Genomic DNA, 21,414 nt, shown 5'->3' with positions numbered 1-21,414 from the left:
GCCGGGAGGCATCAGGCGGTGGCGATGTACTCGCGCATCGCCTGGTGCTCGGCCTCGACCGACTCGATCCGGTGCTTGACCACGTCGCCGATCGACACGAGCCCGACGAGGCGGCCGTCCTCGACCACGGGGACGTGGCGGAAGCGGCCGTCGGTCATCAGCTCCATCACCTCGTCGACGGCGCTGGCGCGGCTGCAGCAGATCACCTTGGCGGTCATGTGCCGGGAGACCGGCGCCTCGAGCGCCGCACCGCCGCCGCGGACCACCGCCCGGATGATGTCGCGCTCCGACAGGATGCCGAGAACGGTCTGGCCGGCATCGCTCACCACCAGGGCGCCGATGCCTTTCTCGGTCAGGAGCGCGGCGGCCTCCGCCAGGGTGCGGTGGGGCTGCACGGTCACGACGGTGCGGCCCTTCTGCGACAGGATGCGCGCAACGGTCATCAACACCTCCCTGCTCGGGCCCCGCCGGCCTGTAGCGGTCCGGGCGGGGCGCTCGTTGGGCGACGAGTGTGTGACCGCGCGCCGGACGATGCAAGCACCCCGGAAGTCGAAGGGAAACAATCCTTTGCCCGCCTCAGCGGCGCCCGATCCGCTCGACCAGGGGCAGCAGCAGGAAGCCGACGACGAAGCCGCCGAGATGCGCGTCCCAGGCGACGGGGGCGTCGCTCAAGCCCAGCGGCAGGGCGGCGAGGCCGAACAGCAGGTTGGTGACGAACCAGATGACGAGGAAGACCACCGCCGAGCGGTTGCGGAGGAGTTCGGGGATCGTCTGCAATCGGGTCGGCACCGGGCGCTGCCACGGCACTGCGGCGGGGCCTGCGGGCTCGGGCGGCTGGAAGGCGAAGCGCACCGCCGCCGCCATCAGCCCCGAGACGCCCGCCGAGGCGCCGATCAGCGGCACGGTGCTCAGGGGATCGATGAGGACGTGGAGCAGGCCGCCGGCGACGGTGGCCGCGAGCGCGACCGCGCCGTAGCGCCAGGCGCCGCAGCGCCGCGCCACCGGCGTGCCGAAGGCTGCGAGCCAGACGCTGTTGAGCAGCACGTGGGCCCAGGAGCCGTGCAGGAGCGCGTAGGTGGCGAAGGTCCAGGGCATCCCGTCGGCATCGGCCACCAGATAGGCGGCGAAGGCCTTGCGCAGCTCGACGCCGTCGCCCTCCGTCCCGGCGGCGGCGCGCAGCACGTCGGCGGCCCGGCCCGGATCGAGGGCGAGGGTCCAGCGGGCCGGGATCAGCGCGAGATCGAGGAGCAGGGTGATGTCCCAGACGTCGGGCAGGACCTGCCGCACGGCGTGGATCAGCACCAGGATCCCGACCGAGGCGGTGACCACGGCGGGCATGTTGAACACCGGCACGCGCGGCGGTCGCGGGAGGTCGGGGGTGGCATCCATGCGGGGCACCATTGCGGGGCGCGGGGCCCGTCCGCAAGGGCGGGCGCCGCCGCGGCCCGGCGTGGTTCGGGGATAGAGGCCGCGCCGGTCGAAAAAAAAGGGAGAGCGTTGCCGCCCTCCCCGAAGAGGATGATCGCGCCGAGCCACGCGGGCAGACGCGGAACGCCGTCAGGACCGTGACGACGCGGGCCGGATCCGGCCCTCACCCCTTTACACGCGAACCGGCGTAGGGCACGCCCTCGGCCCCTGCCAGCCCAAAACCGTCATTGGTCCCCACAATCGCCCAGGTGTGTGGCAAAAGCAACAGCGGTGGGAGGTTAACCCTAACTAAACCTTACGCTCTCGCGCCCGCCCCGTTCGGCATAGGGTCTGCTCAACCGAATCAGCCGCGCCGGCCACAGTCCCGAAACGGGACGGTAACCGGTCGCCACGCGAACAGCCCGCCCGAACGCCCGTGCCAGACCGAGACGCCATGAAGCACCCGACCAGCCGCATGCTCCACGCCTACTGGAACGGCTTGCGCGGCGCCCGCGCGGCGCCGGAGCGAGGCGAGATCGAGCCCGGCGAGATCCGCCACGTCCTCGCCGACAGCCTGATCCTGGAGATCGACGCGGCCAGCCAGGCCGCCACGGTCCGGCTCGCCGGCACGCGGCTCTGCGCCCTGTTCGGGGCCGAGCTGCGGGGTCACTCCTTCGGCGGCCTGTGGGGCGAGGCTCCGGCGGCCGATCCCTGGCGGCTGGTCGAGGTGGTGATCCAGGAGACCGCCGGCGTGGTGGTCGGCCTCGTGGGGGTGACGGAGGCGGGCGAGACCCTCGACCTCGAATTGCTGCTCCTGCCCCTGCGCCACCGCGGCAAGACCCAGGCGCGGGTGATCGGCGCGCTCTCGCCCGCGGTGATCCCGACCTGGCTCGGCCTGCGCCCGATCGTGGCGCTTCGCACCGTCTCCCTGCGCATCCTCACCGGGGAGGCCAACGCCGCCCTCGCCCCGCTGGCGGCGCCCCCGCCGGCGGCCAACGACGAGCCGGGGCCCGAGCGCCGCAAGCGCTTCGTGGTGCATCACGGCGGGCGGGCCTGAGGCACGGGGGTTCGTTAACCATTCCGACGCATGATCCCGCGTGAGCGAGCCGCTCCGCGGCGGGAGAATCGGGCGTCATGGCGGCGAGCGTAGGGGCGAGCGTGATGGGCAGCGCCGCGGAGGACGCGCCGGGCGACGTCCCGGTCCGTCCGGCCTCCGCGATCGCGCGCGCGCTCTCCCTGCGGGCGATGTCGGAGCAGCGCCGGCACAACCGCGTCGCGGTGGCGCTCCTCGGGCGCTACATGCTGTCCGACCGGCAGGAATATCCGTGCCAGACCGTCGACATGTCCCCCGGCGGGGTGCGGCTGACCTGCGCGGTCGGCGGCGAGGTCGGCGAGCGCATCGTGATCTACCTCGAACATGTCGGGCGGATCGAGGGTACCGTCGCGCGGATCCTGCCGGACGGGATCGCGGTGACGATCAACGCCACGACGCACAAGCGCGACAAGATCGCCTCGCAGCTGACCTGGCTCGCCAACCGGACGGTGCTCGGCCTGCCGGAGGACCGCCGGCACGAGCGCGTGGTGCCGCGCCGCGCCCTCACCACCCTGCACCTCGACGGCGGGCGCGAGATCTCTGCGCGCATCGTCGACATCTCGCTCTCGGGCGCGGCGATCGCCTGCGAGGTCGAGCTGCCGCTCGATACCGCCCTGACCGTCGGCCGCACGCCCGGCCGGGTGGTGCGCCGGTTCAAGGGCGGCGCCGCGATCGAGTTCCGCCTGCCGCTCTCGCCGGACCGGTTCGACGAGAATCTGGTGTTGTGACGCTCCGTCGTTGAAGGTGCCCTCGGTCAGGGTCCGGTGGCCTTCAGGCCGAGCGACGCCCGTTGTCCCGCACCGGGGCGCGGCCCGCTCCCGGGGCGACTCGCTCAGACCCGCGCGCGGAGCGCGTCCGGTCGCGAAGGCGTTGCGTCACGCCGTCGGGGATCCGTAGGCCGAGATCCGAAGGTCGAGATCCGAAAGTCGAGATTGACGAGCCGGGATCCGCGGGATCCGGGATCGCCCGGGAAGCGCGGAGCGCCGCGGCGCGACGATGTACTAGTCCACTGGACAGGTCATTCGGGACCGTGGGACGACGCGCCCCGCCACCCTGCGCCGTGCCCCGCCGGCACCGGATGCGCCCGATGGAAGGATTATCGCCATGACGCAAGGCTGGGCCAGGACCGCGCTCGCGACCTCGCTCCTGACCGGCGGCGCGATGGCCGCGGCCCCCACCCTGGCGGCACCGGCCGCGGCGCGGGCCGAATTGCCGGCCGAGGCCTGCAAGAAGACGGAGGACGGCTTCAGCGAGTTCCTGAATGCGATCGCGTCCGATCCGGCCTTGCGCGCGGCCTACAGCGCCTCCCCGATTGCCGAGCGCGACCTGCGGGATCCGGCAAGGCCGGTGGCCCGGCCCGGCGAGCCGTTCCGGGTGACCATCGTCGACAACATGTGGGTCTACGACGAGCCCGGTCGCAGCACGGCGAAGCTGTCGCGGGTCAAGCTGACGTTCAAGATCGACGGCAACCGGATGCGCCTGGGTTTCGTCAAGGCCAAGTTCTCCCCCGAGGACGACCTCATCCGGACGTTCGGTGCGCCGGAGGCCTACGTGTTCGAGCACATCCAGGGATGCTGGCGCCTGGTCGAGCATCTGCGGTAGCGGGCGCGAGCGTCGCACTCCGCATCGGACGGCGGATGGGAAGACCGGACCTGGCGGGAGCGTCGGGCGGGGCGCCTACAGCGCGCCCTCCCGGATCGAGCCTGGATCGGCCAGCGCGTGGAGCAGGCCCGCCGCCGCGTGGGCGAAGCGCAGGGTCACCGCCTTGCGGCGGGCGCCGGCCAGGGGATGCTCGGGCGGATCGCGCAGGATCGCCGCCCCGAAGGCGTCGGCGACGATGAGCCCGGTGTCGTCCGGCAGGATTTCCACCGGCAGGGTCTCCGGCACCGCGAAGTAGAAGCGGTCGCAGAAGTCGCGGTAGTCGGGCCATTTCCGGTCGGCGCGGAAATCGGCGACGCTCGACTTGATCTCGATGATCGTCAGCTTGCCGCACGTCCCCAGCGCGATCAGGTCGGCACGCCGGCCGTTGGCCAGGGTGAATTCCGGAATCGTGACGAAGCCGAGTTCGGCGAAGAGGCGCCGCACGCCGCGCTGGACGCCGAGGGCGGTCGGAGACTGGCGGCGGTCGACGGGGAGCGAGAGGGCGAGGGCGGCGGACAAGGCTGTGGAACGATGCGGCTGATGGGTTGCAAACGAGATCGAATCGGGAACGCCATCCGACCAGCTTCGCCCGATCTTGTCACCTGCGGCCCGTGTCGCACCCGCGCCGCGCCCAAAACCGGCCTGCGCAACGGAGGGAGCGGTTGATCTCGCGGGCCCGCTCGCCGATGGTCGGCCGCATCCGGGAGCCGCGCGAGACGGCCGGGACGACGGGAGGGAGACGGGACGCATGGTGGGGCAGCGCGCCGCCGAGAGGCATAAGGGAGGGCGGTCCGGCATGCGCCTGGTCGGCGGCACGGCACTCGCCCACGGCGACGCGGTGCGTCTCGAGGATGTCAGCATCGCCTTCACCCTCAAGGGGGGCAAGCGCTACGTCGCCGTCGAGGGGATCGACCTCGGGGTGATGCCGGGCGAATTCGTCGCCATCGTGGGACCGACGGGCTCGGGCAAGTCGACCCTGCTCAACGCCGCCGCCGGGCTGCTCAAGCCCGCTTCGGGCCGCGTCACGGTCTTCTCCTCGGCGCTCTCGGGGCTGAACGCCCGCGCCGGCTACCTCTTCCAGGCCGACGCCCTGATGCCGTGGAAGACCGCCCTCGACAACGTCGCGGTGGCGCTGGAGCCCCAGAGCGTGAAGCGGGCGGAGGCCCTGGCGCGGGCCCGCGACTGGCTCGGCAAGGTCGGGCTCGCGACCTTCGTCGACCGCTATCCGCACATGCTCTCGGGCGGCCAGCGCAAGCGCGTGGCGTTGGCCCAGATGCTGATCCGCGACCCCGAGATCCTGCTGATGGACGAGCCCTTCGGGCCGCTCGACGCGCAGACCCGGCAGATCATGGGCAACCTGCTGCTGGACTTGTGGGCGGCCAACCGCAAGGCGGTGATGTTCGTCACCCACGACCTCGAGGAGGCGATCGCGCTGTCCGACCGGGTGGTGGTGCTCTCGGCCGGCCCGGCCGCGAGAATCGTCGGCGAGTTCAAGGTCGATCTCGCCCGCCCGCGCGACATCAGCGAGATCCGCCTCGAGCCGCAATTCCACGCCCTCTACAAGGAGATCTGGTCGTGCCTGCGGGTCGAGGTCTCCCGCGCCTATGCGAGCGGTCCGGCGTGAGGACCATGGCGTGACGCCTCATCGGAGATTCCTGTCGTGAACCGCCCCGTGAACCGCCTGGGCCTCCTCGCCCTGCAGATCCTCGTCGGCCTGATCGGCCTCGCGATCTGGCACGTGCTGACCGTCTATCCGATCCTCGGCGCCCCCAAGCAGATCCAGTTCTTCTTCTCGACCCCGGTCGAGGTCCTGAAGCGGACCTGGATGGAGATGACCAACCCCGAGATCTGGGGCCATCTCTGGATCACCCTGCAGGAGACGGTGCTGGCCTTCGTCTTCGGCGCGGCGGGCGGCATCGCCTTCGGGTTCCTGTTCGCCCGCAACGCGCTGCTCGCCGCCGTGTTCGACCCCTACATCAAGGCGGCGAACGCGCTCCCCCGGGTGGTGCTGGCGCCGATCTTCGCCCTGTGGTTCGGCCTCGGCATCTGGTCGAAGGTGGCGCTCGGCTTCACGCTCGTCTTCTTCATCGTGTTCTTCAACGTCTACCAGGGCGTGCGCGAGGTGAGCCCGGTGGTGCTGAACAACGCCCGGATGCTCGGCATGAACGAGCGCGGCTTGCTTCGCCACGTCTACTGGCCCTCGGCGCTGACCTGGATGTTCTCCTCGCTGCACACCGCCGTCGGCTTCGCCCTCGTCGGCGCGGTGGTGGGCGAGTATCTCGGCTCCTCGGCCGGCCTCGGCTACAAGATCCACGAGGCCGAGAGCGTGTTCGACGTCACCGGCGTCTTCGCCGGGATGCTGATCCTGACCGTGTTCGTCGTCGTGATCGACACGGTCGTCACCCTGATCGAGAACCGCCTCCTGGTCTGGCGCCCGCAAGCCGGCGGCCAGGGCTGAGAGAACCGGTCGAGACACCAGAACGGGAGGAATCACCCCCAATGCAACGCCGCAGCTTCCTCGCCGGCGCCGCCGCCCTGGCGCTCGCCCCCGCCGCCCCCGCCCGGGCCGACACCGTGAAGGTCCGCATCGGCGTCGGCGGCAAGCCGCTGCTCTACTACCTGCCGCTGACGATCGCCGAGCGGAAGGGCTTCTTCAAGGAGGAGGGCGTCGAGGCCGAGATCAACGATTTCGGCGGCGGCGCCCGCTCGCTCCAGGCGCTGATCGGCGGCTCGGTCGACGTGGTGACGGGGGCCTACGAGCACACGATCCGCATGCAGGCCAAGGGCCAGGACGTGCGCGCCGTGTGCGAGCTCGGCCGCTTCCCCGCCATCGTCATCGGGGTGCGCAAGGACCTCGCCGACACGGTGAAGTCCGCCGCCGACTTCAAGGGCCGCAAGATCGGCGTCACGGCCCCGGGCTCCTCGACCTCGCTCACCGCCCAGTACGCGATGATCAAGGCCGGGTTGAAGGCCACCGACGCGGCGCTGATCGGCGTCGGGGGTGGTGCCGGCGCCATCGCGGCGATGAAGAAGGGCGAGATCGACGCGATCTCCCATCTCGACCCGGTGATCGCCAAGCTCGAGGCCGACGGCGACATCAAGGTCATCATCGACACCCGCACCGAGGCCGGCACCCGCGCCCTGTTCGGCGGACCGAACCCGGCGGCGGTGGTCTACACCAAGCAGGACTGGATCGAGCACCACGCCGCCGCGACCCAGAAGGTGGTCAACGCCTTCGCCAAGTCGCTGAAATGGATCGTCGCCGCCACGCCCGAGGAGATCGCCGACACGGTGCCGCCGGCCTACCATTTCGGCGACAAGCCGCTCTACGTGCAGGCGGTGAAGAACTCGCTCGAGAGCTATTCCCGCACCGGCATCCCGACCCAGGAGGGCATGGCGAGCGTGCTGGAGCTGGTGCGCACCCTCGACCCCGACCTGCAGGGCGCCAAGATCGACCTCGCCACGACCTTCGAGGACCGGTTCGTCAAGCGGGCGATGGGCTGAACCGAGGGTCGGCTGGAGCGCACGAGGGGCGGCCGTCGACCCCGTACGGGCTTCCAGGCCGCTCCTCGCCGTGATGGTCCGTGCCGGGGCGCATTTCGCCCGGCTGGGTTCGCTCTCGGCGTCCGAATCCTGCCGGAACGGCGTCCGATCGTCACGCGATCGGACGCCGTTCCCGCTTCATGACTGTGCCGCACCGGCCGGCGACGAGCCGGCATCCGCGTGGCCGGGCGACGTTCCGGCCGACACACCGGCGCCGGGTGCCACGACCGCCTGTTTCGGATCTCCCAGGCCGAACGCCGTCCGGTACACCGTGGGCACGAGGTTCGGAGCCGACAGGACCTTGACGAGACGCCAAACGACGCGGCCGCCATCCGGAACCTGGACGTCGACGAAGGAAGAGATTCGAGGATTGGGGATGATCGGCACGCCGTTCGCACCGAAGACATAAAACTGCCAGACGACATAACTCGGATTTTCGACCAGGGACTCGGACAGAAAATATTCACCACGCGGATACTTCAGACCACTGGTCTGACTTGCAAAGCTGTCAGTATAATTTGCAAAAAACGCGCTGACGCTCGGTTTTGCATTGGCACTCGCAGGCGCAGCGGTAGAACTAACTATATATTTGAAATTGTCGCAGGGAAGATTTGGAGGCCTGGAATTTTTGACGGCGTAATCGAGAACATCTTTTACTGTTTGTTTACCTCTATCGGGAATGTCGGACCGATTGTAGAAAATGCCGACGACGCGGAGAGAAATCGACATAGATCGCTCCTCTATATGTATGATTTCTAACACTATCCATATTCAGGATGCGGCGAAGATAGTTAAAATATAAAATCAGTCAAGCCGATCTGCCGATGTGAATTCCGAAATAGCACATTTTTAGCGTCATGTATTTATTGCTCACAATGAAATTTTTTGGAAGTCAGATTTTTGATTTTGGCAAAATCGATCGTTATTGCTTGCCTTCGTGCGTCTCCATCGAGGTGATCGCAAATGTGCCGGGTGGTTCGTCACCCTCGTCCTCGCGTCGAGGATCCGGGCTCGTTCCCGTCGCTCGATCATCTCGGACCAGACCGCCATTCGAAGTGCGATCCTTGCTGCGTGCCGGACAAATCGATCGACAGAACACGCGATCGTCTTGTTCCGGTCGCCGACTATGACCCCACGGACCTTCTCTTCGTACCCGGGACCGCCGCGGGGGCATGGAATGACGAGGGAGATATCAGGAATGTCAATCCGATCAAAAATATCCCGATATTGCGCAAACAACCATCATCATGCAAATATAAATAGCTATTTATAAATATAAATGCGGAAAATCTCGCCAAACGGTCGTCCGCCCTGGGAGCAACGAACAGAAGGCACCCGAGCCGCGTTGCGCCGCACGGATCCGCTCGAAAACCTCACGCCCCCGCCCGCGGCACGGCGTTGACCCACAGCACGGCGGCCGGCCGGTCGGGGTGCGGGTTGCGGTAGCGGTGCGGGCGCCGGCTGGCGAAGCGGAAGCTGTCGCCGGCCTGGAGCTCCACCGTCGTGCCCTCGACCGTCAGGACGAGGGCGCCTTCCAGCACCAGCCCGGCCTCCTCGCCGTCATGGACCAGGGGCTCGTCCCCGGTGCCGGCGAGCGGCGCGAGCTGCATCAGAAAGAGGCTGAGCGCGCTGTCGCCCTGCGTCAGCAGCTGCTTGGTGATGCCGGCCCGCCAGAGGGTGAGGGCCGCCCGCTCCCCGGCCCGGGTGACGAACCCCTCGGCTCCGCCCGCGCCGGGTCCGTCGAACAGGACGCCGAGACCGATGCCGAGGAGATCGGCGACGCCGGTCAGCACCCGCAGGGACGGCGAGGACAGGCCGCGCTCGACCTGGCTGAGATAGCCGATCGACAGGCCGGTCGCCGCCGCCACCGTCTTCAGCGACAGGCCGCGGGTCTGGCGCAGCGCGCGCAGGCGCTGCCCCACCGCGAGGTCGGCCGCGATCGGCCCGGCTGCCTGCCGGGCCCCTTGCCCATTCTGTGGTCCGGCCGTCGCCTGTTTCATGTGCATGAAATCGGATTGCGTGATGCAGCGAATTATGCCCTGATGTTCATGTCAATGAAATTTCGCGGCGGCATCGAAGCCGCCCGGCACGGGAGCGGGGACGATGAAGCGTCTGATGATGGCCGCGGGCGCGGCCCTGGTGCTCGCGGGGGCCCTGTCCCGGCCGGCCCTGGCTCAGGAGACCGTCCGGGTCGGCTCGACGCCGACCGGGGTGCCCTTCACCTTCCTCGACACCAAGACCAACACCATCCAGGGCGTGATGGTGGACGTGATCACGGCGATCGGGAAGGAAGCCGGCTTCTCGGTGCAGATCGAGCCGTTCCAGTTCTCGACGCTGATCGCGGCGCTGACGGCCAAGAAGATCGACGTCATCTCGGCGGCGATGTTCATCACCCCGCCGCGCCAGGAGGTGATCGCGTTCTCGGCTCCCGTCTACACCTACGGCGAGGGGCTGGTGGTACCGAAGGCCGACACCAAGGCCTACACGGCGTTCGCCGACCTCAAGGGCGAGACCGTGGGCGCCCAGGTCGGCACCGCCTTCGTCGACGCGCTGAAGAAATCGGGCCAGTTCGGCGAGGTGAAGGTCTACGACACCTTCCCGGACATGCTGCGGGACGTGAATGCCGGGCGCGTCAAGGCGATCTTCGCCGACGCGCCGATCGCCGCCTACAACCTCAAGAGCGGCAACTTCCCCAACGCCCACCTCGTCGCGTCCTACAAGCCGGTGGTCGTCGGCTCGGTCGGCATCGGCGTGCGCAAGGACGACAAGGCCCTGCTCGCCAAGATCGACGCGGGGCTGTCCAAGATCAAGGAGAACGGCGAGCTCGCGAAGATCCTGGAGAAGTGGGGCCTGCAGCCCTCCGTGAACCCGTCCTGAGCGGACGCGCGATCCCATGGACGGCTTCCTGTCCGATGCCCGCGAGTTCCTGCCGATCCTGCTCCAGGGCGTCTGGCTGACGATCCTGATCACGGCGGGCTCGCTCGTGGTCTCGACCGCGCTCGGCCTCGTCTGGGCGATGATGCGGGTCTCGGGCGTGCGCGCCCTCTCGTTCTTCGCCGCCACCTTCATCAACGTGATCCGGGGCATCCCGATCATCGTGCAGCTGTTCTACATCTACTTCGTGCTGCCGGATTACGGGCTGTCGTTCTCGGCCGTGCAGGCGGCGGTGCTGGGTCTCGGCCTCGCCTACTCGGCCTACCAGGCCGAGAACTTCCGCGCCGCCATCGAGGCGATCGACAAGGGCCAGGTCGAGGCGGCGCAGACCATCGGCATGGGCTGGGGGCTGACGATGCGGCGGGTGCTGCTGCCGCAGGCCTTCCGCACCGCCCTGCCGCCCTACGGCAACGTGATGATCATGATGCTGAAGGATTCGTCCCAGGCCTCCACCATCACGGTCGCCGAGCTGGCGCTGCAGGGCAAGCTCGTCGCCTCGGCGACCTTCAAGAACACCAGCGTCTTCTCGCTGGTCGCCCTGATGTACCTGACCCTGAGCCTGCCCCTGATCCTGATCGTGCGCCACTTCGAGAAGCAGGCCCGCCGGCGATGATCGTGCTCGACGACGTCCGCAAGTCCTACGGGGCGCTCTCCGTCCTCAAGGGCATCACCGCGCGGGTCGACCGGGGCGAGGTGGTCTGCGTCATCGGCCCCTCGGGCTCGGGCAAGTCGACGGTCTTGCGCTGCATCAACGGGCTCGAATCCTACGACGGCGGGACGATCACCGTGAACGGCCAGAAGGTCGACCGCTCCGACCGCTCGATCCGGGCCGTGCGGGTCCAGGTCTCGATGGTGTTCCAGCGCTTCAACCTGTTTCCGCACCGCACAGCGCTCGAGAACGTCGTCGAGGGGCCGATCTACGTGAAGGGCGAGCCCCGCCGGGAGGCGACCGAGCGCGGCCGGGCGCTGCTCGCCCGCGTCGGGCTCGCCGGCAAGGAGGACGCCCTGCCGCCCCGGCTCTCGGGCGGGCAGCAGCAGCGGGTCGCCATCGCCCGGGCGCTCGCCATGCGGCCCGACGCGATCCTGTTCGACGAGCCGACCTCGGCCCTCGATCCCGAACTCGTCGGGGAGGTCCTGGGCACGATGCGGGGCCTCGCCGAGGAGGGGATGACGATGGTGGTCGTCACCCACGAGATGAGCTTTGCCCGCGAGGTCGCCGACCGGGTGCTCTTCCTGGACGGTGGCGTGATCGTCGAGGAGGGCGCCGCCCGCGAGGTGCTGGGCCATCCGCAGCAGCCCCGCACCCAGGACTTTCTGCGCCGCGTGCTGAACCCGCTGTGACGAGTATTGTCCGATGACCGACCCCTTCCCCCTCGGCCCCGCCCTCTGGGCGACGACCGCCCCTCCCCCGCCGGCGACCGCGCCGCTCGCCGAATCCGGCCGGGCCGACGTGGTGGTGATCGGCGGCGGGTTCTGCGGCCTGTCGACGGCGCTCCATCTCGCCGAGGCCGGGTTGAAGCCGGTGCTGCTGGAAGCCCGCGAGATCGGCTTCGGCGGCTCGGGCCGCAACGGCGGCCAGGTGATCCCCGGCCTCAAGCACGATCCCGACGAACTGGTGGCGATGTTCGGGGCGGAGCGCGGCGAGCGCCTCGCGACCTTCGGGGCCGGCACGGCGGATGCGGTGTTCGACCTCATCGCGAAGCACCGGATGGACGTGCCGCATACCCGCACCGGGTGGATCCAGGGCGCCCACACCGCGGACGGGCTGGTGCAGGCCGAGCGCCGGGCGGAGCAATGGGCGCGGCGCGGCGCGCCGACCCGCCTCCTCGACAAGGCCGAGGCCGCCCGGCTGATCGGCTCCGAGCGCTATCTCGGCGGCTGGCTCGACGGGCGCGGCGGCGCGGTGCAGCCGCTCTCCTACGCCCGCGGCCTCGCCCGGGCGGCACTGGCGGCGGGCGCCCGCATCCACACCGAGACCCCGGTCACCGGCCTGTCGCGCCAGGGGGCGACCTGGACGGTGCGGACGGGGCGCGGCCCGAGCCTCACCGCCGAGCGGGTGGTGCTCTGCACCAACGGCTATTCGGGCGACCTGTGGCCGAATCTGCGCCAGACCATCATCGCCGCCAACTCGTTCCAGGTCGCGACGACGCCGCTCTCCGACAACCTGCGCCGCAGCGTCCTGCCCGAGGGCCAGGTCTCCTCCGACACCCGCAAGCTGCTACTGTATTTCCGCCTCGACCATACCGGGCGGCTGCTCCTCGGCGGGCGCGGCCCGTTCCGCGAGCCGAAGGGCGCCGGCGACTGGGCGCATCTGGAGCGGATCGTCCCGAAACTCTTTCCGCAGCTCGCCGGCATCGGCTTCGACCATCGCTGGTGCGGGCGGGTCGCGGTCACCCGGGACTACCTGCCCCACCTCCACGCGCCCGAGCCCGGCCTCCTGATCGACATCGGCTGCCAGGGCCGCGGCGTCGGCCTCCAGACCCGGATGGGCCAGGCCATCGCGCGGTTCGTCGCCCGGGACGATGCCGACGCCCTGCCGATCGCCCCCACGCCGATCACCCCGCTGCCGCTCCACAGCCTGCACCGGCTCTACGCTTCGGCGGTGGTCGCCTGGTATCGGCTGCGGGATGGAGGGTTGTAGGACCGGGATTTCCGGTTGTTCCGGGCACCGCATCAATCATCCCATGCCCTACGGGGCGGGGACGAGACCGTGGTTTATCTTCCGAAAGACACCCGAAGGCCGCGGATATCTGGAAACGTTTTCACGACTCTTTAAACATCTCCGGACACACCGGCCCCATCGCCGCGACCGTGCCGACCAGATGAGACTCGTGGGCCCGAAGACCGACATGACGTCCCCGGCCCGGCGCGGGCGCTCCTTCCAGATGATGGCCGTGTCCGCCGGCCTGCTGGCGGCGGTGATCGCCGGCGGCGCCGGCCTGCTCGTGCGCAACCTGCACCGTCAGGCGATCGTCGACACGGAGCGCAATCTCGTCGGGCTCTCGACCGTCCTCGCCGACCAGGCCGAGCGGGCGCTGCAGGCCATCGAGCTGGTGCAGGACAGCATGATCGGCGAGGTCCGGGCCGCCGGGATCGTCCATGAGGAAGACTACATCGCCTTCGCCAGGCGGCAGTCCCTGCACGAGGCGCTGAAGACGCGCATCACCGCCCTGCCGCAGGCGAACGCCGTCACGATCATCGACCGGGACGGCAACCTCCTGAACTTCAGCCGCTACTGGCCGATCCCGACGGTCAACATCGCCGACCGGGACTATTTCCGGGCGCTGGCGACGGATCCGGCGCTCGACCGGGTGATCAGCCGCCCGTTCCAGAACCGCGGCGACGGGGCCTGGACGATCTACATCGCCCGCAAGGTGCGGGCGCCGGACGGCGCGTTCCTCGGCCTCGTGCTCGGCGCGGTCGAGCTCGGCTACCTCGAACGCCTCTACGCGGCGATCGCCCCGGCCAGCGACTACGTGATCTCGGTCTTCCGCGACGACGGCACGCTCCTCGTCCGTCATCCCCAGCGCGAGGGCAGCATCGGCCAGACCTTCACGGGAGCGGCCGCCCTGCGCATCGCGTTCACGCGCCCGGCCGGCGGCGTGATGCGCACCGTCAGCCCGATCGACGGGCGCGACCGCATCGCCTCGACCCGGCCGCTGGCGCGCTACCCGCTGATCCTGAGCGTCAGCCGCACGGCCGAGGCCGGGCTCGCCGCCTGGCGCCGCCAGGCCGGGCTCATCGGCGCGGGCGCCCTGGTGCTCGATCTCGGCCTCGCCGGGATGGTGCTGCTCGGCCTGCGCCAGATGCGGGCCCAGGAACGTCTCGCCGAGTCGGAGGCCGCCCGGGCGGCGGCCGAGGCGCGCGAGCGCGGCGAGCAGGAGCTGAACGCCCAGCAGGCCCAGTTCGGCGTCGCCCTCGACCACATGACCCAGGGCCTGTGCCTGTTCGACCGCGACAACCGGCTGATCGTGATGAATGCGCGCTACGCGCGGATGCACGCGGTGCCGGATGCCCTGCGCCGGCGCGGCACGCCGGTCGCGGCCCTGCTCGGCCATCTGGGGGCGGATTGCGGGTGGGAGAGCGCCCTGGTGACGGCGTGCCGCCGCAGCGCCGGCAGCGGCGGCCCCGCGAATTCCGCGACGAGCCCCACGGCGAGCTTCACCTGCGACCTCGCCGACGGGCGGGCCGTGGCGGTCGTGCACGTGGCGGTCCCGGGCGGCGGCTGGCTCTCCACCCACGAGGACGTGACCGAGCAGCGCCGGGCCGAGCAGCGCATCGCCCACATGGCCGCCCACGACGCCCTGACCGGGCTGCCGAACCGCGCCCGGATGCAGGACCGGGTGGACGCGGCCTTGGCCGCACGGGCCGCGGACGAGGCGGTGAGCGTGCTCTGCCTCGACCTCGACGGATTCAAGGACGTCAACGACACCTACGGCCACGCGGTCGGCGACGACCTGCTGCGCCAGGTGGGCCTGCGGCTGCAGGAGGCGGTCGGCGCCACGGCCCTGGTCGGGCGGCTGGGCGGCGACGAGTTCGCGGTGATGCGCTGCGCCCCCTCGCATCCGGCGGGGATCGCCGCCCTGGCCGAGCGCATCGTGCGGCTCCTGCGGGTGCCGTTCGAGGTCCAGGGCCACGAGGTCGGCATCGGGACCTCGATCGGCATCGCCACGACGGAAGCCGGCGAGATCACGACCGCCGAGGTACTGCGCCGGGCCGACGTGGCGCTCTACCAGGTCAAGGCCGCGGGACGGAACGGCTGGCGCTTCTTCGACCCGGCGATGGATGCCGACCTCCAGCGCCGCCGCCAGCTCGGGACCGACCTGCGCACCGCCCTGGCCGAGGGCCAGTTCGAGCTCTACTACCAGCCCATCGTCGCCGCCGACGGCTCGGGCCTGCGCGCCCGGGAGGCCCTGCTGCGCTGGCGCCACCCGCGCGAGGGCTTCGTCAGCCCGGCCGAGTTCATCCCGATCGCGGAGGCGACGGGGCAGATCCGCCGGCTCGGCGCCTGGGCGCTGGCCCGGGCCTGCGTCGACGCCGCCGCCTGGCCGGCGGGCCTCAAGGTGGCGGTGAACCTCTCCCCGGTGCAGTTCGTCGGCGACGCCCTCGTCGAGGAGGTCGCGGGGGCGCTCGCGGCGAGCGGCCTGTCGCCGACGCGGCTCGAACTCGAGATCACCGAATCGGTCCTGCTCCAGGACGACGAGGCGACGCTCGCCATCCTGCATCGCCTGCGCGCCCTCGGGGTCAGCACCGCGATGGACGATTTCGGCACCGGCTACTCGTCCCTGAGCTACCTGCGCCGCTTCCCCTTCGACAAGATCAAGATCGACCAGTGCTTCGTGCGGGGCCTGGGCCAGGACGGCGGCGAGGAGGCCGGCAGCGGCGAGATCGTCCGGGCGACGGTCGGCCTCGGCCGGGCCCTCGGCATGATCGTGCTGGCCGAGGGCGTCGAGACCGAGGAGCAGGCCGCGATCCTGCGCGCGGCGGGGTGCGACGAGCTGCAGGGCTACCTGTTCGGCCGGCCCTGCCCGGTGGGCGAACTGCGGGGGACCGGGTCCGCCGGCGACGGCCGGGCCGCTGCCTGACCCCTCCTAATCCCGCAACGCCCGCTCGATCAGCCCCGCCGCGGCGAGCGCCCGTCCGTCGTCGCCGAAGCGGGCGATCACCTGCACGCCGACCGGCAGGCCGGCGGAGGTGCGCGCGACCGGAAGGGTGACGCAGGGCACGCCCATCAGGGTCCAGAGGCGGTTGAAGCGCGAATCGCCCGTGTGGTCGAGGCCGGCCGGCGCCGCGCCGGGCGCCGCGTAGGTCAGGATCACGTCGAGGCCGTCCTGCGAAAAAACGTCCTTCAGGCCGCGGCGGGCGTGGTGGGCGGTGCGCCGCGCCGCATCGTAGGCCGCCGTCTCGATGTCCTGCGCGGCATCGAGGGCCGCGCGCAGGCGCGGCGGCAGGGCATCGCGGTGAGTGGTGTATTCCCAGGCGAGGCTCTGCCGCACCTCGTGATCCTGGATCGTGCCGTGGACCGCGAAGGCCTCGCCGAACGAGGCCGGCAGGGCGTAGTCCTGCACGCGCGCGCCGGCCCGCTCGGCGGCACGGGCGGCCCGGGCGAGCGCGGCCTCCGCCTCCGGGTCGGGGGCGGCGCAGAACTCCTGGCGCACGATCCCGATGCGAAGGCCCCCGGGATCGCCCCGGAGCGCAATGGCCGGCCGATCGGCGAGGAGCGCCAGTGCGTGGGCGGCATCCGGGACGCTCGCGGCGAACAGGCCCAGGGTGTCCAGCGCCCAGGAATAGCACTTCACCCCGACCGTCGGCAGCAGCCGGAACGAGGGCTTCACCCCGACGACGCCGCAGAACGCCGCCGGGCGGATGATCGAGCCGCCGGTCTGGGTGCCGAGCGCCAGCGGCAGCATCCCGGCCGCCACCGCGGCGGCAGATCCCGCCGATGAGCCGCCGGGGGTGTGCCCGGGGTGATGCGGGTTGCGGGTCGCGGTCGGGTCGAGGAAGGCGAAGGGCGTCGTGGTGGTCTTGGCGAGCGGCACCGCGCCGAGGCGCTTGAGGCGCGCCACCACCGGCGCGTCGGCGCGCGGGCGCCAGCCCTCGTAGAGGGGCGAGCCCATGGCGGTCGGCAGGTCGGCGGTGTCGATGATGTCCTTGATGCCGACCGCGATTCCCGCGAGCGGCCCCGTCGTCGGGATGGCGGGGGCCGGATCGGTGCAGACCAGGGCGCCGACCGCCGGCTCGCGGGCCGCGATGGCCTCGCGCACGAGGCCGACCGCCCCCGCGGGCGTCAGCCGGCCGGACTCGATTCGGGCGCAGAGGTCGAGGAGCGAGAGCATCGGGCCGTCCGGACGGAGGGATCGTGGGAACGACTTTGTAAGCGCATTGTGGTCGTGTGTTCCAGAACACGAAGCAAGGCCCGGCGGAACTTCGAGCGCGTTGCGGCCGGGGGCCGGCTTCGGCTAAACCGGCGCCGTTCACCCGCCGCACGGCCGCCTGGGGCGGATCAGGCCGATGCGACGGGACGCCGAAAAGCCGGTCTCCTTCGCCGGCACCTTCGCGAGAGAGCCCGTGACCTGTCCCTCCGCCCTGTCCCTGCAAGCCCAGACGGTTCCGGCTCAGGCGATGCCGGTCGTGTCGCGCCTCGGGCGCCTGTTCGGCCGCGGGCGCCGGGCCGAGGCGGGGACGGCGGGAGCGGACGGCGCCGCCGAGGGCTTCGGCGGGCCCGGCATCCTGGCGGTGGCCGGCCTCAAGAAGAGCTACGGCGCCCGCACCGTGGTGCACGATGCCGGCCTGACCGTGCGCAACGGCGAGGCGGTGGGCCTGCTCGGCCCCAACGGCGCCGGCAAGACCACGATCTTCTACATGATCACCGGCCTCGTCTCGGCCGATCGCGGCACGATCAGCCTCGACGGGCAGGAGATCACCCGGCTGCCGATGTACCAGCGCGCCCGCCTCGGCATCGGCTACCTGCCGCAGGAAGCCTCGATCTTCCGCGGCCTCAACGTCGAGGACAACATCCGGGCGGTGCTCGAGGTGGTGGAGCCCGACCGCAAGACCCGCGAGCGCAAGCTCGATTCGCTGCTGGAAGAGTTCAACATCACCCGCCTGCGCAAGTCGCCCTCGATCGCGCTGTCGGGCGGCGAGCGGCGGCGCTGCGAGATCGCCCGGGCGCTCGCCTCCTCCCCCTCGTTCATGCTGCTGGACGAGCCCTTCGCGGGCATCGACCCGATCGCGGTCGGGGACATCCAGGAACTGGTGATGCACCTGAAGGGCCGTGGCATCGGCGTGCTCATCACCGACCACAACGTGCGCGAGACGCTCGGCCTGATCGACCGGGCCTACATCGTCCATTCGGGCCGCATCCTCACCGAGGGCACGCCCGAGGAGATCGTCGCCGACGAGGACGTGCGGCGGCTCTATCTCGGCGAGGATTTCCGGCTGTAGCGGGCGCAAGATAAGGAAGCACGCTTCCGGAAGAGGCGGGCCCGTTCCGACCGGCGCCCTCCGGAACAGCGCCGCGCCGGCACCGCACGACCTGCCGTGTCGTGTACCGTGCCGTGCAACTCCGCGGGCGGAACCGGTCCTCGCGCCGGATCGGCGAACCGCTCTTTCTGCGTCACCCGGTCGATCGACCCGTCTCCCTCTGGGTCGCGGCGGCCGCCCGGTCGCGACACGCCTTTTTTCCACTGGCGCCGGATCACTCCCGACGCCACCCTGGGCGCTGGGCCGGGGCCGACCCGTCACGTCCGCTTTGACGCGTGCCCCGCTTCGGTTTAAAGCTACGTCCAGCGAGATGAAGCAAGAGTCGTGCCGACCCCGGCCGGAACCGGGGCGTCGCATGTCGGGGCTGGCTGATGGGTTTGCTGCAACGGCTCGAGATGCGCCAGGGCCAGGCCCTGGTGATGACGCCGCAACTCCTGCAGGCGATCAAGCTTCTGCAACTCTCCCATCTCGACCTCGCCGCCTATGTCGATGCCGAGCTCGAGCGCAATCCGCTCCTGGAGCGGGCCGAGGCCGAGGCGCCGGAGGCCGGCGAGTCCAGGGGCGAGAGCCATGGTGAGAACTATGGCGAGGCGTCGGACGCGTCCCGGGACGGGGGCGACGGCGACGGGTTCGATGGCGAGGGCTTCTCGGGAGAGGGATCGGCCGAGCCCTGGCTGTCGCACGACCTGAACCCGAGCCGCAGCGCGATCGAGGGCGATCTCGGCACCCGCCTCGACAACGTGTTTCCCGATGACGGCCCGGTGGGCCGCGAGGCGCCGACGGGGTCCGAGGGGCTGTCGCTGACCCCCGCCCCGTGGGGCAATGCCGGCGGCAGCTTCGACGGCGAGGCGCCGGATTTCGAGGCGACGCTGACGAGCGAATCCTCGCTGCACGAGCACCTCTCGGCCCAGCTCGACCTCGCCACCCGCGATCCCGTCGAGCGGCTGGTCGGCGGCTTCCTGGTCGATGCGATCGACGAGGCCGGGTACCTGCGCGAGGACCTGGCCGGGCTCGCCGAGCGCCTCGGCGTGGGCCTGCCCGTCGTCGAGCGGGTGCTGGCCCTGGTCCAGGGCTTCGACCCCTCGGGCGTCGGCGCCCGCGACCTCGCCGAATGCCTGGCGATCCAGCTGCGCGAGCAGGACCGGTTCGACCCGGCGATGCAGGCCCTGGTCTCGCGCCTCGACCTCGTCGCCAAGCGCGACCTCGCCTCCCTGCGGCGCCTCTGCGGGGTCGACGACGAGGACCTCGCCGACATGCTGTCGGAGCTGCGCCGCCTCGATCCCAAGCCCGGCCGCGCCTTCGGGGCCGGCCCGGTCGAGGTGCTGGTGCCGGACGTGTTCGTGCGCGCGGCCCCCGACGGATCCTGGCTCGTCGAGCTCAACAGCGAGGCCCTGCCGCGGGTCCTCGTCAACCAGAGCTACTACGCCACCGTCACCCGCGGCGCGCAGACCGACACCGACAAGGCTTTCCTGTCGGAATGCCTCCAGACCGCCAACTGGCTCACCCGCAGCCTGGAGCAGCGCGCCCGCACCATCCTGAAGGTGGCGAGCGAGATCGTGCGCCAGCAGGACGGGTTCTTCGTCAACGGCGTCGCCCACCTGCGGCCGCTCAACCTGAAGACCGTCGCCGACGCGATCGGCATGCACGAATCCACCGTCTCGCGGGTGACCTCGAACAAGTCGATCGGCACCAGCCGCGGCACCTTCGAGATGAAGTACTTCTTCACCGCGGCGATCCCCGGGGCGGCGGGCGCGGCCGCCCATTCGTCGGAGGCCGTGCGCCACCGCATCAAGCAGCTCATCGACGGCGAGGCCAACGACGTCCTGTCGGACGATGCCCTGGTGCAGCGCCTGCGCGGCGAGGGCGTCGACATCGCCCGCCGCACGGTGGCCAAGTACCGGGAATCCCTGCGCATCCCTTCCTCGATCGAGCGCCGGCGCGAGCGCGCCGCGATGCCGGCGCGGTGACGGCAAGGCCCGATCGCCTCGGCCTTTAAGCTGAGCCGGCTTCGTTGACTTCGCGTCCGGGCGTTCCTAGCTCTTGAGGCGCTGGCCCCGCGCCGGAGACGTCCCCGGGACGCGGGCCGGCGAACGACGAGACCGGAGGGAGCCAATGGCAGCGTTGCGCGTGTCGGGTCGTGGCGTGGATCTGGGGGAAGCCCTGAGGACACGGGTGGAGGAGCGGATCTCCGCGGCCCTCGCCAAGTACTTCGACGGTGCCTACCACGGCCACGTGACGGTCGCGCGGGACGGCGGAGCCTACCGCACCGATTGCGTGCTGCACCTGCCCTCGGGCATCACGCTCGAAGCGTCCGGCACCGCCCACGACGCGCATGCGAGCTTCGACCAGACCGCCGAGCGGATCGAGAAGCGCCTGCGCCGCTACAAGCACCGCCTCAAGGCCCACCCGAACGGCCACGCCAAGGAAGTCGGCCTCGATGGCGGCCTGCCGGGGAGCCTGCCCGGATCCGCCGCCGTGATGGAGGCGGCCTATTCGGTGTTCGAGGCGCCGGAGGAGGATACCGGCGAGCACCCGCCGATCATCGCCGAGAGCACCCGCACCCTGCACCGGCGCACGGTGAGCGAGGCGGTGGTGGAACTCGACCTCACCGGTGTCCCCGTCCTCGTCTTCGTTCACGCTGGCACCGAACGGGTCAACGTCGTATACCGGCGGGGCGACGGCGCGATCGGGTGGATCGATCCGCCGGAACGCGGCACTCCGTGAGCGGGGAACTCCTCCTCTCCCGGAAGGCCTCCGGTCCTGGAACAAGTGCGGGGCGCCCGGGCGCTCCCCGCCGATGAGGCAGCGGTCTC

Annotated in this window: 20 protein-coding genes; 14 read left to right on the top strand and 6 right to left on the bottom strand. The window is 70.7% G+C overall.

The genetic code is table 11. The features are described from left to right. Nucleotides 1-11: 11 nt before the first annotated feature. Both miv_RS08120 and miv_RS08115 read right to left on the bottom strand, forming a co-directional pair. Complete coding sequence (locus tag miv_RS08120; protein ID WP_048428671.1) at nt 12-443, bottom strand: CBS domain-containing protein; 432 nt, start codon at nt 441-443, stop codon at nt 12-14. Nucleotides 444-576: 133 nt separating this feature from the next. Then, nucleotides 577-1,389: a rhomboid family intramembrane serine protease gene (locus tag miv_RS08115; protein ID WP_207182203.1), complete on the bottom strand. Its 813-nt coding sequence runs from the start codon at nt 1,387-1,389 to the stop codon at nt 577-579. 472 nt (nt 1,390-1,861) lie between these two features. On the opposite strand from miv_RS08115, the gene miv_RS08110 reads away from it, so the two are divergent. The 3 genes from miv_RS08110 to miv_RS08100 all read left to right on the top strand — a co-directional run bounded on the left by miv_RS08110 (nt 1,862) and on the right by miv_RS08100 (nt 4,102). Beyond that, nucleotides 1,862-2,464, top strand: a complete 603-nt coding sequence (locus tag miv_RS08110) for a PAS domain-containing protein (RefSeq protein WP_048428670.1) — start codon at nt 1,862-1,864, stop codon at nt 2,462-2,464. Between the two features lie 188 nt (nt 2,465-2,652). After that, a complete protein-coding gene (locus tag miv_RS08105) occupies nt 2,653-3,228 on the top strand; it encodes a PilZ domain-containing protein (protein WP_048428686.1) in 576 nt (191 codons plus the stop codon). Nucleotides 3,229-3,604: 376 nt separating this feature from the next. Next, a complete protein-coding gene (locus miv_RS08100; RefSeq protein ID WP_207182201.1) occupies nt 3,605-4,102 on the top strand; it encodes a hypothetical protein in 498 nt (165 codons plus the stop codon). 75 nt (nt 4,103-4,177) lie between these two features. Here the strand turns inward: miv_RS08100 and miv_RS08095 are convergent, their stop codons facing one another. Continuing rightward, nucleotides 4,178-4,660 (bottom strand): MmcB family DNA repair protein, encoded by a 483-nt coding sequence (locus miv_RS08095; protein WP_048428668.1) that lies wholly within the window; start codon nt 4,658-4,660, stop codon nt 4,178-4,180. Nucleotides 4,661-4,937: 277 nt separating this feature from the next. On the opposite strand from miv_RS08095, the gene miv_RS08090 reads away from it, so the two are divergent. From miv_RS08090 to miv_RS08080, 3 genes are read left to right on the top strand one after another with little or no spacing between them, the layout of a single operon-like run. After that, nucleotides 4,938-5,765 carry an ABC transporter ATP-binding protein gene (locus tag miv_RS08090; protein WP_058617981.1) on the top strand — a complete coding sequence of 276 codons (828 nt, stop codon included), beginning with the start codon at nt 4,938-4,940 and terminating at the stop codon, nt 5,763-5,765. 48 nt (nt 5,766-5,813) lie between these two features. Continuing rightward, nucleotides 5,814-6,599, top strand: coding sequence for an ABC transporter permease (locus tag miv_RS08085; RefSeq protein ID WP_048428685.1), 786 nt, complete (start codon nt 5,814-5,816; stop codon nt 6,597-6,599). A gap of 41 nt (nt 6,600-6,640) precedes the next feature. Further along, the gene (locus miv_RS08080; protein WP_207182199.1) at nt 6,641-7,645 is read left to right on the top strand and encodes an ABC transporter substrate-binding protein; all 1,005 of its coding nucleotides are present in this window, start codon (nt 6,641-6,643) and stop codon (nt 7,643-7,645) included. Between the two features lie 177 nt (nt 7,646-7,822). On the opposite strand, the gene miv_RS08075 is transcribed toward miv_RS08080, so the two are convergent. Further along, nucleotides 7,823-8,413 carry a hypothetical protein gene (locus miv_RS08075; RefSeq protein ID WP_207182197.1) on the bottom strand — a complete coding sequence of 197 codons (591 nt, stop codon included), beginning with the start codon at nt 8,411-8,413 and terminating at the stop codon, nt 7,823-7,825. A gap of 644 nt (nt 8,414-9,057) precedes the next feature. Continuing rightward, on the bottom strand, nt 9,058-9,684 hold the full coding sequence (locus tag miv_RS08070; protein WP_207182195.1) for a cupin domain-containing protein: 627 nt from the start codon (nt 9,682-9,684) through the stop codon (nt 9,058-9,060). A 103-nt stretch (nt 9,685-9,787) separates the two neighbouring features. On the opposite strand from miv_RS08070, the gene miv_RS08065 reads away from it, so the two are divergent. From miv_RS08065 to miv_RS08045, 5 genes are all read left to right on the top strand, one after another. Further along, nucleotides 9,788-10,561, top strand: coding sequence for an ABC transporter substrate-binding protein (locus miv_RS08065; protein WP_207182193.1), 774 nt, complete (start codon nt 9,788-9,790; stop codon nt 10,559-10,561). 16 nt (nt 10,562-10,577) lie between these two features. Beyond that, the gene (locus tag miv_RS08060) at nt 10,578-11,231 is read left to right on the top strand and encodes an amino acid ABC transporter permease (protein WP_207182191.1); all 654 of its coding nucleotides are present in this window, start codon (nt 10,578-10,580) and stop codon (nt 11,229-11,231) included. Continuing rightward, the gene (locus miv_RS08055) at nt 11,228-11,959 is read left to right on the top strand and encodes an amino acid ABC transporter ATP-binding protein (protein ID WP_207182189.1); all 732 of its coding nucleotides are present in this window, start codon (nt 11,228-11,230) and stop codon (nt 11,957-11,959) included. The genes miv_RS08060 and miv_RS08055 overlap by 4 nt, the downstream gene beginning before the upstream one ends. Before the next feature lie 13 nt (nt 11,960-11,972). Next, nucleotides 11,973-13,259, top strand: coding sequence for an NAD(P)/FAD-dependent oxidoreductase (locus miv_RS08050; RefSeq protein WP_207182187.1), 1,287 nt, complete (start codon nt 11,973-11,975; stop codon nt 13,257-13,259). 208 nt (nt 13,260-13,467) lie between these two features. Next, nucleotides 13,468-16,203, top strand: coding sequence for a bifunctional diguanylate cyclase/phosphodiesterase (locus miv_RS08045; protein WP_244748914.1), 2,736 nt, complete (start codon nt 13,468-13,470; stop codon nt 16,201-16,203). A 6-nt stretch (nt 16,204-16,209) separates the two neighbouring features. On the opposite strand, the gene miv_RS08040 is transcribed toward miv_RS08045, so the two are convergent. After that, nucleotides 16,210-17,454, bottom strand: coding sequence for an amidase (locus tag miv_RS08040; RefSeq protein ID WP_207182184.1), 1,245 nt, complete (start codon nt 17,452-17,454; stop codon nt 16,210-16,212). A gap of 286 nt (nt 17,455-17,740) precedes the next feature. On the opposite strand from miv_RS08040, the gene lptB reads away from it, so the two are divergent. The 3 genes from lptB (at nt 17,741) to hpf (ending at nt 21,325) form a co-directional block, all read left to right on the top strand. Then, nucleotides 17,741-18,562, top strand: coding sequence for an LPS export ABC transporter ATP-binding protein (gene lptB / locus miv_RS08035; protein ID WP_048430656.1), 822 nt, complete (start codon nt 17,741-17,743; stop codon nt 18,560-18,562). 410 nt (nt 18,563-18,972) lie between these two features. Further along, on the top strand, nt 18,973-20,568 hold the full coding sequence (gene rpoN / locus miv_RS08030; RefSeq protein WP_048430645.1) for an RNA polymerase factor sigma-54: 1,596 nt from the start codon (nt 18,973-18,975) through the stop codon (nt 20,566-20,568). A 145-nt stretch (nt 20,569-20,713) separates the two neighbouring features. After that, entirely contained in the window at nt 20,714-21,325 is a 612-nt protein-coding gene (gene hpf / locus miv_RS08025) for a ribosome hibernation-promoting factor, HPF/YfiA family (RefSeq protein ID WP_048430646.1), read from the top strand. Nucleotides 21,326-21,414 lie beyond the last annotated feature (89 nt).

Source organism: Methylobacterium indicum, from assembly GCF_017347565.1.
GTDB lineage: Bacteria > Pseudomonadota > Alphaproteobacteria > Rhizobiales > Beijerinckiaceae > Methylobacterium > Methylobacterium indicum.
This window is presented reverse-complemented; position numbering and strand designations above follow the sequence as displayed.

Coding starts and splice junctions, on each gene's coding strand:
- miv_RS08120 (WP_048428671.1), bottom strand. CDS start 443: ATGACCGTTGCGCGCATCCTGTCGCAGAAGGGCCGCACCGTCGTGACC.
- miv_RS08115 (WP_207182203.1), bottom strand. CDS start 1,389: ATGGATGCCACCCCCGACCTCCCGCGACCGCCGCGCGTGCCGGTGTTC.
- miv_RS08065 (WP_207182193.1), top strand. CDS start 9,788: ATGAAGCGTCTGATGATGGCCGCGGGCGCGGCCCTGGTGCTCGCGGGG.
- hpf (WP_048430646.1), top strand. CDS start 20,714: ATGGCAGCGTTGCGCGTGTCGGGTCGTGGCGTGGATCTGGGGGAAGCC.
- miv_RS08040 (WP_207182184.1), bottom strand. CDS start 17,454: ATGCTCTCGCTCCTCGACCTCTGCGCCCGAATCGAGTCCGGCCGGCTG.
- miv_RS08080 (WP_207182199.1), top strand. CDS start 6,641: ATGCAACGCCGCAGCTTCCTCGCCGGCGCCGCCGCCCTGGCGCTCGCC.
- lptB (WP_048430656.1), top strand. CDS start 17,741: ATGCCGGTCGTGTCGCGCCTCGGGCGCCTGTTCGGCCGCGGGCGCCGG.
- miv_RS08110 (WP_048428670.1), top strand. CDS start 1,862: ATGAAGCACCCGACCAGCCGCATGCTCCACGCCTACTGGAACGGCTTG.
- miv_RS08070 (WP_207182195.1), bottom strand. CDS start 9,684: ATGAAACAGGCGACGGCCGGACCACAGAATGGGCAAGGGGCCCGGCAG.
- miv_RS08090 (WP_058617981.1), top strand. CDS start 4,938: ATGCGCCTGGTCGGCGGCACGGCACTCGCCCACGGCGACGCGGTGCGT.
- miv_RS08075 (WP_207182197.1), bottom strand. CDS start 8,413: ATGTCGATTTCTCTCCGCGTCGTCGGCATTTTCTACAATCGGTCCGAC.
- miv_RS08100 (WP_207182201.1), top strand. CDS start 3,605: ATGACGCAAGGCTGGGCCAGGACCGCGCTCGCGACCTCGCTCCTGACC.
- miv_RS08105 (WP_048428686.1), top strand. CDS start 2,653: ATGTCGGAGCAGCGCCGGCACAACCGCGTCGCGGTGGCGCTCCTCGGG.
- miv_RS08060 (WP_207182191.1), top strand. CDS start 10,578: ATGGACGGCTTCCTGTCCGATGCCCGCGAGTTCCTGCCGATCCTGCTC.
- miv_RS08050 (WP_207182187.1), top strand. CDS start 11,973: ATGACCGACCCCTTCCCCCTCGGCCCCGCCCTCTGGGCGACGACCGCC.
- miv_RS08055 (WP_207182189.1), top strand. CDS start 11,228: ATGATCGTGCTCGACGACGTCCGCAAGTCCTACGGGGCGCTCTCCGTC.
- miv_RS08045 (WP_244748914.1), top strand. CDS start 13,468: ATGACGTCCCCGGCCCGGCGCGGGCGCTCCTTCCAGATGATGGCCGTG.
- rpoN (WP_048430645.1), top strand. CDS start 18,973: ATGGGTTTGCTGCAACGGCTCGAGATGCGCCAGGGCCAGGCCCTGGTG.